Source organism: Thalassotalea sp. SU-HH00458, from assembly GCF_040362795.1.
GTDB lineage: Bacteria > Pseudomonadota > Gammaproteobacteria > Enterobacterales > Alteromonadaceae > Thalassotalea_H > Thalassotalea_H castellviae.
The window spans coordinates 25657-39725 of the sequence record NZ_BAABWW010000008.1 but is presented as its reverse complement, the minus strand read 5'-3'; the positions used below and the strand labels follow the sequence as shown (position 1 = coordinate 39725).

At 37.6% G+C, this 14069-nt stretch carries 13 protein-coding genes; all 13 read left to right on the top strand.

The genetic code is table 11. The features are described from left to right. The first annotated feature begins 48 nt into the window (after positions 1-48). The 13 genes from ABXH06_RS13085 to ABXH06_RS13025 all read left to right on the top strand — a co-directional run bounded on the left by ABXH06_RS13085 (position 49) and on the right by ABXH06_RS13025 (position 14069). Entirely contained in the window at positions 49-864 is an 816-nt protein-coding gene (locus ABXH06_RS13085) for a segregation and condensation protein A (protein ID WP_353518595.1), read from the top strand. After that, on the top strand, positions 851-1426 hold the full coding sequence (gene scpB, locus ABXH06_RS13080) for an SMC-Scp complex subunit ScpB (RefSeq protein WP_353518524.1): 576 nt from the start codon (positions 851-853) through the stop codon (positions 1424-1426). Before ABXH06_RS13085 ends, scpB begins: the two co-directional genes overlap by 14 nt. Before the next feature lie 87 nt (positions 1427-1513). Further along, positions 1514-2377 (top strand): 23S rRNA pseudouridine(2605) synthase RluB, encoded by an 864-nt coding sequence (gene rluB / locus ABXH06_RS13075; protein ID WP_311582870.1) that lies wholly within the window; start codon positions 1514-1516, stop codon positions 2375-2377. Between the two features lie 50 nt (positions 2378-2427). Beyond that, positions 2428-3573: a ribonuclease D gene (gene rnd, locus ABXH06_RS13070; RefSeq protein WP_353518523.1), complete on the top strand. Its 1146-nt coding sequence runs from the start codon at positions 2428-2430 to the stop codon at positions 3571-3573. A 59-nt stretch (positions 3574-3632) separates the two neighbouring features. Continuing rightward, positions 3633-3920, top strand: a complete 288-nt coding sequence (locus ABXH06_RS13065) for a YcgL domain-containing protein (RefSeq protein ID WP_353518522.1) — start codon at positions 3633-3635, stop codon at positions 3918-3920. Positions 3921-3940: 20 nt separating this feature from the next. Then, on the top strand, positions 3941-4990 hold the full coding sequence (locus ABXH06_RS13060) for a lytic murein transglycosylase (RefSeq protein WP_311582880.1): 1050 nt from the start codon (positions 3941-3943) through the stop codon (positions 4988-4990). 20 nt (positions 4991-5010) lie between these two features. Further along, the gene (locus ABXH06_RS13055; protein ID WP_353518521.1) at positions 5011-5514 is read left to right on the top strand and encodes a YcgN family cysteine cluster protein; all 504 of its coding nucleotides are present in this window, start codon (positions 5011-5013) and stop codon (positions 5512-5514) included. A gap of 12 nt (positions 5515-5526) precedes the next feature. Then, positions 5527-6795: an extracellular solute-binding protein gene (locus ABXH06_RS13050; RefSeq protein WP_353518520.1), complete on the top strand. Its 1269-nt coding sequence runs from the start codon at positions 5527-5529 to the stop codon at positions 6793-6795. Between the two features lie 292 nt (positions 6796-7087). Next, positions 7088-8623 carry a Re/Si-specific NAD(P)(+) transhydrogenase subunit alpha gene (locus ABXH06_RS13045; RefSeq protein WP_353518519.1) on the top strand — a complete coding sequence of 512 codons (1536 nt, stop codon included), beginning with the start codon at positions 7088-7090 and terminating at the stop codon, positions 8621-8623. Between the two features lie 11 nt (positions 8624-8634). Then, positions 8635-10038: a Re/Si-specific NAD(P)(+) transhydrogenase subunit beta gene (gene pntB, locus ABXH06_RS13040; protein ID WP_353518518.1), complete on the top strand. Its 1404-nt coding sequence runs from the start codon at positions 8635-8637 to the stop codon at positions 10036-10038. 137 nt (positions 10039-10175) lie between these two features. After that, on the top strand, positions 10176-11051 hold the full coding sequence (locus tag ABXH06_RS13035) for a 1-acyl-sn-glycerol-3-phosphate acyltransferase (RefSeq protein WP_353518517.1): 876 nt from the start codon (positions 10176-10178) through the stop codon (positions 11049-11051). 29 nt (positions 11052-11080) lie between these two features. Continuing rightward, on the top strand, positions 11081-12484 hold the full coding sequence (locus ABXH06_RS13030) for an alanine/glycine:cation symporter family protein (protein WP_353518516.1): 1404 nt from the start codon (positions 11081-11083) through the stop codon (positions 12482-12484). Positions 12485-12761: 277 nt separating this feature from the next. Then, positions 12762-14069, top strand: a complete 1308-nt coding sequence (locus ABXH06_RS13025) for a DEAD/DEAH box helicase (RefSeq protein WP_353518515.1) — start codon at positions 12762-12764, stop codon at positions 14067-14069.

Genomic DNA, 14069 nt, shown 5'->3' with positions numbered 1-14069 from the left:
AATGACCAGATAAATAATCTCACCACAGATAATTTACAAACGGGTGAAATGCAGCAGCAAGTACTGCCGTTTGCTTTCATTCGAGGTGAAGCCGTGGTAGAAAAGCCGCAAGATTTATTTATCCCACCAGATGCTTTAGAAATTATATTAGAGTCATTTGAAGGGCCGCTCGATTTACTTTTATACCTTATAAAAAAGCAAAAGTTTGATATTTTGGACTTGCCAATAGCTCCCATTACCACGCAATACATGAGCTATGTGGAGTTGATGAAAGATGTCAAACTGGAATTAGCCGCTGAGTACTTAGTCATGGCGGCAATTTTAGCGGAAATTAAATCACGCTTATTATTACCTAAGCAGCAAGTGGAGGAAGAAGAAGCAGATCCTCGTGCTGAGTTAGTACGTCGCTTACAAGAGTATGAAGTGATCAAGCTTGCGGCACAAAATATCGATGAACTCCCCCGTTTAGAGCGTGATATCGCTATTGCAAATGCGAGTTTTTCAAATACTTTTACTTATAAAACACAAGCGGCAGAGGTTGATTTAGCCGATTTAGTCACGGCACTCCAAGGCGTATTAAAAAGAACACAAGCTTTTGAACATCATCATATCGCAAAAGAAACCTTGTCAACTCGTCAGCGAATGAGTGAGATATTAGCTCGCTTGTCAGATACTAAAACAACACATTTTATTGAATTTGAATCATTGTTCGAGGTTAGTGAAGGTCGACATGGCGTTGTTGTCACGTTTTTAGCCGTGTTAGAGTTATTAAAAGAACAACTGATAGAATGTCAGCAAGTACAAAATCTAGGGCAGATCCATGTTCGATTAAAAGGGGCTGAGAGCAGTTATGATCAGCACTAAACATCTTGAACAACTTATTGAAGCGGCGATATTTTCTTCGGTGAAACCATTATCTGTAAAAGATATTAAAGAAAAATTACTTGCTCATTATGAGGTTTCAAACCCAGTCATTAAACAAGCAATAACAAATATTGAAAAGCACTATCAGTCTCGTGGTGTCAATTTGGTTGAAGTTGCATCAGGTTTCCAATTTCAAATTAAGGGGGAACATAACGAAGATATTGCGCGACTTACTGAGGAGAAACCGCAAAAATATTCACGAGCTTTATTAGAAACCTTAGCACTCATTGCTTATAAACAACCTATTACACGAAGTGAAATTGAAGATGTTCGCGGCGTAGCTGTCAGTAGTCAAATTATTAAAACACTAATTGAACGCGAATGGATAAAAGTATTAGGGCATAAAGAAGTTCCCGGCAGGCCTTCTATGTATGGAACAACTAAAGCGTTCTTAGATTATTTTTCTTTAAAGTCGTTAGAACAATTACCAGAATTAATACCAATAGAAGAATCTTCTATCGTTAATGGTACGATGCAAGATATAATGGCGAGTAATGAATGATTACTCAATCAATAGAGACAGAAACTAAGCAATAAAATTGGCCAATGCTGGCCGTTGTGATGTTACTGACGGAAGAGAGTTAGACCTATGTCTGAAAAGTTACAAAAAGTATTAGCCCGTGCGGGTAAAGGTTCACGTCGAGAAATGGAAACTTTCATCAGTGCGGGACGCGTTACCGTGAATGGCAAGGTTGCTTATTTAGGTGATCGTGTTGAGGGTAATGAACAAATAAAAATAGATGGCCATTCGGTGAGTCTACAAAGTAAAGAAGATGAGTTGTGTCGGGTATTAATGTACAACAAACCGGAAGGTGAAATGTGTACCCGTAAAGATCCTGAAGGGCGTCCAACGGTTTTTGATCGTTTGCCTAAACTTGAATCTGGTCGCTGGATAGCCGTAGGACGATTAGATATAAATACTTCGGGTATGTTACTTTTTACAACTGATGGTGAATTAGCGAATCGTTTAATGCATCCATCACAAAAAGTTGAACGGGAATATGCTGTTCGAGTGTTTGGAGAAGTGACAGAAGCCATGTTACAAACGTTAAGAGCTGGCGTTAAATTAGAAGATGGCCCAGCGCGTTTTCAAAAAATCACTTATCGTGGCGGAGAAGGGCGTAATCATTGGTTTCATGTGGTATTGTCTGAAGGGCGAAATCGCGAAGTTCGTCGTTTATGGGAAAGCCAAGACGTACAAGTAAGCCGTTTGATCCGTGTCCGTTATGGCGATATGGAATTGAAACGTCAACTGCCATCGGGTGGTTGGACAGAGTTAAATCTGCAGGATGTGAATTACTATCGCAAATTAGTGAAACTTCCTCTTGAAACGCAAAGTAAAGTCAAAGTGGATGAAAAAGCGATGGACAACGCGAAAAGCCGACGCATTCGCCGTTCCGTGAAAAAGCATCAACATCGTAACCAGCAAGCAACTAGAAGACGTAGAAGTTAACTCGCATATTCGCTGTTTGATTTGTCGTTCATCAATAAAAGGAAACTTTTTTGCAAAATCAATATATTGAAGATGATGAGAGTTTAGTTTCATTATGTCATCAATTATCTCAAGCTAATGTATTAACGATTGATACTGAATTTGTTAGAACTCGCACTCTTTATCCTCGATTAGGTTTATTACAAGTATGCGATGGTAAAGTCGTTGCCTTAATTGACCCGATAGCTATTAATGATTTATCGCCATTTTGGGCGTTAATGACCGATGCAAATATTGAAAAAGTGTTACATGCATGCTCTGAAGATCTCGAAGTGTTTTTAACGCAAGCTAATTGTCGCCCTAATAATTTGATAGATAGTCAAATTATGATGTCATTTTTGGGACATGGTTTATCGATTGGCTACGCAGCGATGGTAAAACATTATTTAGACATAGAACTCGATAAATCAGATTCACGAACCGATTGGACGAAACGTCCGCTCACGGCAAGTCAAATTGAATATGCCGGCGCTGATGTTGAGTATTTATATCAAGTTTACCCTTTATTAAAGAAAGAGTTAATGCAAACGCCTTGGCTAGAAGCGGCGCAGCAAGAAACTCAGTTAATGATAGAGCGTAAGTTTACTCCGATTGATGATAGCCAATTATACTTAAACGTAAAAATGAGCTGGCGGCTAAATGCTAAGCAACTTAATACGTTGAAATTTTTAAGCCAGTGGCGTTATCAACAGGCAAAGAAAAGAGATTTGCCTATTAGTTTTGTCGCCAAAGATCATACCATTATTGGTGTTGCGCAAACCTTACCTAAAAATGTCGGCGTCATGGCCAATATTGAAGGGGTTGATGTGTTAGATGTTCGTCATAAAGGCAAAGCGATGTTAGCCGTACTAAAGCAAGCTGAACAAGTTGATGAAACACACTATCCTGAAAAAATTAAACGGCTAGATGAATACCCTGGTTATAAACAGACTTTTAAAAAAATTAAATCGTTTATTGCTAATATTGCGAAACAGCATCAACAGCAAGTTGAAGTGTTTGCTTCTAAAAAACAAATTAATCAATTTTTATCTTGGCATTATCAATTGAATACTGACACAACTCCAGCCGATAAAATTGATGTGCTTAGGGATTGGCGCTTGAACATTTTTGGTGAAAAATTATTGGCCGAAGCAAAATCCAACTTTTCACAACTATAATTTATTACAGTAACACTTTTCAGTTACGATTTTTCAGTTACAAAAGATAGGCCTGTATTATGCTATGCGTTATTTATAAAAGCCCTAAAAAGGCACAAACATATTTATTTATTAAACAAAGAGACAAATTTGAGGATGTGCCTGAAGCATTGATGGCGATGTTTGGTATCCCTACTTTGGTGACGATTATCAATTTAGATAATAAAGATAAACTGGCGTTAGCTGATATCAATAAAGTGAGGGAAAATCTTAATAATCAAGGGTTTTATCTACAGTTACCTCCACCGCAAGAAGATCTTTTGAAAGAACACAAAGAGCAAATGAAGCTTAAATCTCAACAAGTATAAAGGACATTATTAGGTATTTTATGAATTTAGTTAAAGTAAGCACTTTTGTTAGTTGTTTCATCTTTTTGATAAGTTATTCAAGCCAAGGCTTAGCTTTTGCAAGTAAAGAGCTTAGCCAAGCAGGTTTTGAGCAATATGTTGTTGAGTTGAAAAAAGAAGCACAAGAAAAGGGCTACAGCGAAGATTTTATTGAGCAAAGCTTTTCACATGTTAAGTTTCATCAACGTGCGGTTGCTGCCGATCGAAATCAGCCAGAAAAGGTGGAAACATTAGACACGTATTTACCGAAAAGAGTCCCTCAATGGAAAGTCGACAAAGCCCGCAGCCAATATAAAGAACACCTTGGTATTTTAGAAAAAGTATCCGAACAATATAATGTTCAACCACGTTTTATTGTTGCTTTGTGGGGGCTTGAAACGAATTTCGGCAAAATAATGGGGAATTATAACGTGATTTCTGCGTTAACTACCCTAAGCTATGAAGGTCGCCGAGAAGCCTTTTTTAAAAAGCAATTGTGGGCAGCTTTAACAATATTGCAAGAAGGGCATATCACGATCGAAGCAATGAAAGGCTCTTGGGCGGGTGCTATGGGACAAAACCAATTTATGCCGACGTCATTTTTAGCTTATGCGGTTGATGGTGATGGGGATGGTAAAAAAGACATTTGGGGTAATCTTCATGATGTTTTTGCTTCTATGGCAAATTATCTCAAAAAAGAAGGGTGGAATGACGCTTTAACATGGGGAAGACAAGTTAAATTACCCGCAAATTTCGATGTTAATTTGGCAATACCTAAAAATACCGGAAGTCGAAAAAACTGGTTAAAAGCCTGGAGTAACCGTGAAAAATCACTTAGTGAATGGCAAGCGTTAGGTGTTAGACGAGCAGATGGCACGAATTTACCTTTAGTAAATGTAAAAGCAGCGTTGGTTTTTCCTGATGATGAAAAAGGCCGCGTATATTTAGCCTATGATAACTATAAAAGCTTAATGCATTGGAATTTATCGTATTACTTTGTTAGTTCAGTGGGACATCTTTCTGATCGTATTAAATTTCCTCCTATTCATTAATCACGTTAGTAATTAAAACTATGACTGAAAAATTTTGGCAAACTAAATCATTATCAGAGATGACTCGCAGTGAATGGGAGTCATTATGTGATGGTTGTGCTAAGTGCTGTTTGCATAAATTCATTGATGACGAAGACACAACCGAAGAAACAGAATTAATGCCAACTACGCATATTAAAGAAGGCGAGCAAATGAGTTATTCAAACATTGCTTGCTATTTGTTAAATGATAAAAGTTGCCAATGTACTCAATATGATAAACGGACAAAACTTGTTCCTGACTGTGTTCAATTGACACAAGATAATTTAGACGCCATCTTTTTTATGCCGCCAAGTTGCACTTACCGTCGTTTAAAAGAAGGCAGAGGAATACCATCTTGGCATCCGTTGCTTCATAAGGGGAAAAAGACAGCGATGCATAAAGCAGGCATGTCTGTACGTGGCAAAATAGTAAAAGACAGTGAAGTTGATATAGATTTCTTTGAAGATTATATTGTGAGTTGGCCATTAAACGATATTGATTAGGGTTAAAAACTGATGATTCATATAATTAACGTTAGACCCCTTATTTCATTACTTCTTTTTAGCGTACTTTTTCTAAAAACTTTCCTTGTTTATGCGATGAGTGAGCAGCAGGTTATTAACTTTGCTGTGTTAGCAAATACAAAAATCAAAGAGCAAATATATCGAGATAGGGCACGAGATTTTGAAATCATACATCCTAATATAAAAGTCCGTTTAATTCGTTTACATTCAAAAAATTACCCTGATTTATTAGCCGAATTGCTGGCGATAAGAGATGAAGTCGATGTTATTAATTGGTTTGCTAGTAATCGTTTAAAAACGCTTGTTGATAATGGTTTTGTCGTAGATATTAATGATTATTGGCAGGAAAACTATTTAGATTTTCAGTTTAAACATGCCTCCAAAGAACAAGTATTATTTAATAATAAAGTTTATGGTATTCCATTAACGTCATATATTTGGGGATTCTACTATAAAATATCCTTATTTAAGCGTTTAGGCATTAAACCTCCAAAAACTTGGCCTGAGTTTATTCATTTATTAGATACTCTTGAGCAGAATCAAATTGCGCCAATTGCCCTTGGTACTAAATACCCATGGCAAATTGCAGGTTGGTTTGATTACTTGATGTTGCGTTTACATGGGGCTGAGAAATACAAACAATTAGTGAAAGGCGAGCTTGCTTATACGTCTGACGAAGTGGTGTTAGTATTTAATTATTGGAAAAATTTATTAAATAAAAAATATTTTTTTGCTCAACACCGTTTCTTTGATGGAGATGAGTTAATGCCATTAATTTACCGCGAAGTGGTTGGGATTAATTTAATTGGCAGTTTTTCATTGAGTAGTTTACCGATCAAGAATCAAACCGATATTGGTTTTTTTCCATTTCCAACTATCACTGATAAGAATGAAAATAGTGTATTGGCACCTATGTCTGTTATTGCCTTGACTAACAATGGCGCCAAAAAATCGCATTTAATTCCTTTTTTACAGTTTTTTAATACCAATGAGACACAAGTTTTTATAAATGAACGCCTATCCACTTTTTCTCCAAAACAATCAGCGAGGATTGATGGACGCCCTATTATTAAAAAAACAGCGGAAATTTTTGAAGCGGCACATTATCATAGCCAATACTTTGACTTAGAGTTTGAATTTGAAATGGCAGAATACGCGAAAAAGGCATTTTCCGATTTTATCAACCATCAAGATGTTGATAAAATCTCTACGCTCTTAGAGCAAAAAAGAAGAGCTCATTACTCAATAAAGGATAAATAATCCTGCCGCTTTTTAGCTTAGATTGTTAAGTAATTGATAATCTAAGCTTTAAATATCAAGCCTGTCATAGTCATAATACGGGTGTTAATCAAGCATTGATTACCAGTGAATATCACTCGTTTTTTCCTTAACTTCCTTCAAATAAGCACATTTTTATTCACATTCATATCTTCTATCTTATAACTTAAAGTCTGTTTTTTAAGCGATTTTTGTGTTTGATTATTGTGCTATTAGTGGTAAAACATTGTACTAATAAAAATAAAATACAAAACGCATAATCAAAAGGTGGTTTATGAATATAGGAATCCCTAAGGAATCTCTTCGCGGCGAAAACCGTGTTGCGACTTCTCCCAATGCTGTTAAGGCGCTTATCAAACTTGGATATAGTGTCCATGTACAAAAAGGTGCTGGGGTGAAAGCCAGCTTCACCGACCAAGAATTTATTGATGCCGGTGCCAACATAGTGACTAAGAAAAAGTGTTGGGAAAATAGCATTATTTTTAAAGTAAATGCACCGACTTTAGACGAAGCCGCTCAATTAGTAGATGGCGCCACTTTAGTGAGCTTTATTGCGCCTTCACAAAGCCCTGAATTATTATCTTTATTAAAAGAAAAATCGGTTAATACCCTTGCCATGGAAATGGTACCTCGCATGACTCGATCTCAATCACTCGATGCATTGAGCTCTATGGCGAATATTGCCGGTTATCGTGCGGTTATTGAAGCGACTAATGCTTTTGGGCGTTTTTTAACAGGACAAATCACCGCAGCAGGTAATTTACCGCCTGCAAAAGTAATGATCATTGGCGCTGGTGTTGCTGGCTTGGCTGCCATTGGCACAGCCGGAAGTCTAGGTGCTATTGTTCGCGCTTTTGATACTCGCCCAGAAGTAAAAGAACAAATTGAAAGTATGGGCGCTGAGTTTTTAGAACTTGATTACGAAGAAGAAGATACTGGCTCAGGTGATGGCTACGCCAAAGAAATGAGTAAAGCCTTTATAGATGCGGAAATGGCATTGTTTGCCGAACAAGCCAAAGACGTTGATATCATTATTACTACTGCAATGATCCCCGGCAAACCAGCGCCTAAGCTTATTACAGAGGAAATGGTTCAATCCATGAAAACCGGTAGTGTAATTGTTGATTTAGCCGCAGGTGGCGGTGGAAACTGTGAGTTAACGGTTGCTGGAAAAATTACCGATGTAAACGGTGTTAAAATTATTGGTTATACCGATTTAGTCTCTCGATTACCAAACCAAGCTTCACAACTGTATGCCAATAACTTAGTGAACTTGATGAAGCTTTTAACAAAAGCAAGTGACGGAAATATTGAGATAGATCTTGATGATCAAGTGATCCGAAATATGACGGTTGTTCATCAAGGTGAAATTACCTTTCCACCACCGCCAATTCAAGTAAGTGTTGCACCACAACCAGTAAAAGCGCCTAAAACTCAAAGCATAAAAACTGAAGTAAACGAAGATAAATCTCCGAGTAAAAAACATTGGTGGATGGCTGCAGCAGGGGGGTTATTTGCATGGATCGCCAGCGTTGCACCTGCTGATTTTCTCTCTCACTTTACGGTATTTGTTTTGGCCTGTGTGATTGGTTATCACGTTGTTTGGAATGTTAGTCATTCACTTCATACGCCGTTAATGAGTGTTACTAATGCTATTTCAGGGATTATTATTGTCGGAGCCTTATTGCAAGTAGGCCAAGATAATACTGTTATTCAAGTGTTAGCGGGGATTGCGGTTTTAATTGCCACAATAAATATCGTTGGTGGCTTTGTCGTTACCAAACGTATGTTAAAAATGTTTAGAAAATAAGGAGCAAGATCATGGAGTTTTCTCAAGGTTTGATCAGTGCTGCTTATATCATTGCGGCGTTATTATTTATTTTCAGTTTAGCAGGGTTGAGTAAACAAGAAAGTGCTGAAACGGGTAACTGGTACGGTATTGTCGGTATGTTTATCGCATTAATTGCGACCATTGCTGATCCAAGAGTGAGTAATGTTGCTGTTATTATTGGTGCTATGGCTATTGGTAGTTTTATAGGGTTAAGACTTGCTAAAAAAGTTGAAATGACTGAAATGCCTGAGCTTGTCGCTATTTTGCACAGTTTTGTCGGTTTAGCAGCCGTATTAGTAGGTTTTAATAGTTATTTTGGTATGGGGCATAGTGAGCACATTGTCTTTACTGCAGAACAACAAATGGCGATTAATATCCATTTAGTTGAAGTGTTTTTAGGTGTGTTTATTGGCGCTGTAACTTTTACGGGCTCTGTTGTTGCTTTTGCTAAATTACGCGGCGTGATAAATTCTGCCGCGTTAATGTTACCGCATCGTCATAAATTAAATTTAGCGGCAGGGATAGTGTCATTTATCTTAATGATCATCTTTGTACAAAATGGTGGAGGTAATGCTGCGCTATATCTTATGACTGTAATCGCATTAATATTTGGTTGGCATCTTGTGGCATCTATTGGTGGCGCTGATATGCCGGTAGTTGTTTCTATGCTGAATTCTTATTCAGGTTGGGCCGCTGCTGCTGCTGGTTTTATGTTAAGCAATGATTTACTGATTGTTACCGGGGCACTTGTTGGGTCTTCTGGTGCAATTTTATCGTATATTATGTGTAAGGCGATGAATCGCTCTTTTATTAGTGTTATTGCAGGTGGCTTTGGCACTGACGTCGTTGTTGATAATGATAAAGATTACGGTGAACACAGCGAAGCGCAAGCGGAAGACGTCGCTGATATGTTGTCGCAAGCTAAATCCGTTATTATCACTCCAGGTTATGGTATGGCTGTCGCACAAGCTCAATATCCTGTTTATGAGTTAACACAGAAATTAATCAGTAAAGGCGTTAACGTGCGCTTTGGCATTCATCCTGTCGCCGGTAGGTTACCTGGTCATATGAATGTATTATTAGCAGAGGCAAAAGTCCCTTATGATATTGTTTTAGGCATGGATGAAATAAATGAAGATTTTGCTCAAACTGATGTTGTATTAGTAATTGGTGCTAACGATACGGTAAATCCGGCTGCAAGTGAAGATCCTAGTAGTCCAATTGCCGGAATGCCAGTATTAGAAGTATGGCACGCCAAAAAAGTAATTGTATTTAAACGTTCAATGAATACAGGTTATGCTGGGGTACAAAATCCATTGTTTTTTAAAGATAATAGTCAAATGCTTTTTGGAGATGCCAAAGAATCAGTGGAGAAAATTTCCAAAGCGCTATAGTCATTTCCCCATTAAATTTTACCAGCCATAACGTGTGTTATGGCTTTTTTATACGTTAAATTTGTCTTTATGTGCTATATTAAACACTTCAAAATTTGCCATCCTCCAATTCCTAGCCAATTTAAAGTGACATTCTAATGAGTAAAAAAGTATTAACCATTCGTGAGCAAACGATATTTGATGGCGTAATTACCCGGTATTTTTTGAAGTCGATTTTCTCACTTTGGTTTAAGCTAGCCGGTTGGAAAGTTACTCAAGCAACTAGTCATGGAGCAGGAGTTGCTATTGCAGCGCCTCATACTTCTAATTGGGATTTTATTTATGCTCTAGGAGCGGCGATTTTGCAAGATACCAAAATCTATTTTTCAATAAAAGACAGTTGGTGTCGTATCCCTGTTATCGGTAATTTTATGATGTGGTTAGGCGCGATACCAATTGACCGGTCTTCAAAAGGAAAAGGACAAGTTGAGTTAATTAACCAATTTGTTGTTCGACAAAAGGACAAGAAAGTGTTCTTTTTATTTACCCCTGAAGGCACTCGCTCAAAAACACAGAAATGGAAAACGGGTTTTTATCACGTAGCCCAAAGTTGTAATATTCCTATTTTTCTTGCAAAAGTTGATTACCGTATAAAAGAAGCTGGTGTTTTTCATTCTTTTCAAATTACAGGAGAGAAGGAAGAGGATATTCAAGCTATCCAAGCATCTTATAAACGAGTTGCAGGCAAATTTATAGCTTTGCAGTTTCCCCCATATGAAGGGGCGTTACCTAAAATTACCGATGCAGAAGCTTTAGTCATGAAAGCACTTTATTCGTTTAAAGGCTTTGCCACTTGTGTTGAAATTTCAACTAAAATTAAGCGCCAAGAACTAGCAAGTTCTGTTCTAGCATTTCTAGTGGATAAAGGGATTGTTGAAGAAACTTTATCTGATCAAGAGACTGGAGTTGCAAGTTATCAATTAACTTTTTTAGGAAAAGGTTGTTTACTTCATTTATACCCTTCATTAGCATAGAATAAATAAAAAATTGTTAGGAGATTCAATTGATTGAGCAGTGGGTTGGTACCATAAATGGATACCTGTGGGGAAGTGTGCTTATTTATCTTCTGACAGGTTGTGGCATTTGGTTTACCGTTAGATTAAAAGGCATTCAGCTGACCAAGTTTTCACACATGTTTGTTTTACTGAAATCTAGTCGAAAAGCAAATGCTCATGGTATTTCATCTTTTCAAGCATTATGTACATCGTTAGCGGCAAGAGTGGGTACGGGTAATTTGATGGGTGTGGCTGTTGCGATCTCTTTGGGGGGCGCAGGTGCTGTTTTTTGGATGTGGCTTATTGCATTAGTCGGTATGGCAACGGCGTTCGCTGAAAGCACTTTAGGTCAACTATATAAAGAAAAAGATAGTTTAGGTAATTTTCGAGGTGGTCCTGCTTATTACATGAGTAAAGGGCTTCAAAATAAAAAGCTCGCGATTGCTTTTTCATTATGCTTATTTTTTGGTTATGGTTTTGTTTTTAGTTCCGTTCAAGCTAATTCGATCACCGATGCGTTCTACGGTTCTTACGGAATAGAGCCGATCAGTACAGGCATTGTGATTACAATTGTAGCCGCCTTTATTATCTTTGGTGGTTTAAAAAACATTGCTCGATTTGCCGAATTAACCGTTCCGCTAATGGGAGTTGCATATCTTTGTGTCTGTTTGGTCGTCATAGGGCTAAATATTCATGCGATTCCGGCGATTATTGCCGATATTTTTACATCCGCATTAGGGTTAAAAGAAGCGGGGAGTGGTTTAGTAGGTGCTGCTATTGTTCAAGGGGTAAAACGAGGTTTATATTCAAATGAAGCTGGTATGGGAAGCGCGCCAAACGTTGCTGCAGCTGCCATTCCACATCCACCACATCCTGTTTCTCAAGGATATATTCAAATGCTGGCTGTGTTTTTTGACACGATTGTTATTTGTTCGTGTACGGCTTTTTTAATTTTACTGTTTGACGGTGCTTCTGGCGAAATCCAAGGAATACAATTAACACAACAAGCGTTAGCCTTTCAAGTTGGCGAATGGGGAAGTGATTTTATTACCATTGCTATCATGCTTTTTGCTTTTACTTCTATTGTTGCTAACTTTGCTTATGCAGAAAACAATTTAAAATACTTAAAGCTCGATAATAAAGCCGGACATTGGTTTTTACGTATCGGTTTTTTGGCTATGTTAGTGTTTGGCTCAGTTGCGAGTTTGCCTGAAGTGATTGCATTAGCTGATTTATCTACAGGTTTAATGACAGTATTAAATGTTTGTGCGTTATTTTTGCTGACCAAAGTGATTGTGAATGTTGCTAAAAACTATCATCAGCAAAGCTCAGCGGGCCAGTTACCTGAATATATGCCTGATGAAAAAGAGCATAGTAAATATCATTTAACCAAAGGGATTTGGCAAAAGTAATTAAGTGAATAAATTGGTGTTATAATCATTAACTTTATTTAGCATAAATCATTATTTCAACTAAAGGCTGGCACAATATGTCAGCTTTTTTTTGTTCATGACTTTATGATGATGCGACCCTAATTACCAATCTTGATGAGGTAATCTAAATGTTTAGCTCGTATGATTAAATAGTTAAAAATAATTGTGTAAATAATACTAACGCGATTTATGTTTATTCGCGATAAGGCTGCTATAATCCGCAGCAATTTGTGTGAGAGTGATTTTAGGTGATAATGTGAGTGTAGATGCAATTGGTTTGTCGGCCGATTTATTAAAAGCGGTAAAGGCGTGTGGCTATAAAAATTTAACGCCAATACAACAACGGGCAATTCCGGTGATTCGTTCAGGCTCAGATCTACTCGCTAGTGCGCAAACGGGCACAGGAAAAACGGCTGCGTTTACTTTGCCTATTTTAGATACGATCGCTAAAAATAAGTCGACGGGTAATTTACAAGCATTAATTTTAACTCCCACACGAGAATTAGCCTCACAAGTAGCAGAAAATATTGCGAGGTATAGCCAGTTTATGCCGATTAAGTCAGGGGTAATCTTTGGTGGTGTTAATATGCCAGCGCAAACAAAATTATTAAAATCTGGTTTAGATATTTTAGTTGCGACACCCGGTAGGCTTCTAGAACATATAGCATTACGTCATATTGATGTCTCGCAACTAAACTTTTTAGTGTTAGATGAAGCCGACCGCATGTTAGATATGGGCTTTTTAACAGAAATAGAACGTATTTTACCTTTGATCAAAAGTAAGCATCAAACGCTTATGTTCTCAGCAACTTTTTCTAATAAAGTAAAAAGTTTAGCTAATCAAATTCTTAACACGCCAAAAACTATCGAAGTTGCTAAACAAAACACGACCTCAGGTAAAGTTAAGCAATCTGTTTACTGGGTGAGTGAACAGCGTAAAAGAGAACTGTTATCTGAGTTGATTGGCGTTAACAATTGGCAACAAGTGCTTGTTTTTGCTGGGACTCGTGAAAGTGCTAATATCCTTGCTAAAGAATTAAAGCTTGATGGTATTAAAGCCGCGTTGTGTCATGGCGACAAAACGCAAGGGGCTAGAAACAAAGCTCTTGAACAATTTATTGATGGCTCAGTGCGAGTATTAGTTGCAACGGATGTTGCTGCAAGAGGATTAGATATTGCAGACTTACCTTATGTTGTGAATTTTCATTTGCCTTTTTTAGCAGAAGATTATGTTCACCGAATTGGTCGTACAGGTCGAGCAGGAAAATCAGGTACAGCAATTTCATTGGTGAGCCCGAAAGATGAGCGTTTTCTTGAAAATATCGAGGCACTAATAGAAAGGAAATTTGAGCGTATAGTTGTACCCGGCTATGAACTAAATCGACCTTTACCTCAACAATATAATGAGGTTGAAGAGCCGCTTGTGAAGAAAAATCGCTATCAAGCCACACAAGAAAAAAATCAAGAAGTAGCCCGTAAGAAAGAAAAGTCGGCGTTAAAGGTTTTAAAAGGCAAAGCTAAAAAAGGTAAAAAAGGTAAAGTTGCCAAGAAAAAGCGTAAGTAA

Excerpts from the sequence above, each read along its gene's own strand:
- scpB (WP_353518524.1), top strand. The coding sequence starts at position 851 with ATGATCAGCACTAAACATCTTGAACAACTTATTGAAGCGGCGATATTT.
- ABXH06_RS13055 (WP_353518521.1), top strand. The coding sequence starts at position 5,011 with ATGACTGAAAAATTTTGGCAAACTAAATCATTATCAGAGATGACTCGC.
- rluB (WP_311582870.1), top strand. The coding sequence starts at position 1,514 with ATGTCTGAAAAGTTACAAAAAGTATTAGCCCGTGCGGGTAAAGGTTCA.
- ABXH06_RS13050 (WP_353518520.1), top strand. The coding sequence starts at position 5,527 with ATGATTCATATAATTAACGTTAGACCCCTTATTTCATTACTTCTTTTT.
- ABXH06_RS13045 (WP_353518519.1), top strand. The coding sequence starts at position 7,088 with ATGAATATAGGAATCCCTAAGGAATCTCTTCGCGGCGAAAACCGTGTT.
- ABXH06_RS13060 (WP_311582880.1), top strand. The coding sequence starts at position 3,941 with ATGAATTTAGTTAAAGTAAGCACTTTTGTTAGTTGTTTCATCTTTTTG.
- pntB (WP_353518518.1), top strand. The coding sequence starts at position 8,635 with ATGGAGTTTTCTCAAGGTTTGATCAGTGCTGCTTATATCATTGCGGCG.
- ABXH06_RS13065 (WP_353518522.1), top strand. The coding sequence starts at position 3,633 with ATGCTATGCGTTATTTATAAAAGCCCTAAAAAGGCACAAACATATTTA.
- ABXH06_RS13085 (WP_353518595.1), top strand. The coding sequence starts at position 49 with ATGCAGCAGCAAGTACTGCCGTTTGCTTTCATTCGAGGTGAAGCCGTG.
- ABXH06_RS13035 (WP_353518517.1), top strand. The coding sequence starts at position 10,176 with ATGAGTAAAAAAGTATTAACCATTCGTGAGCAAACGATATTTGATGGC.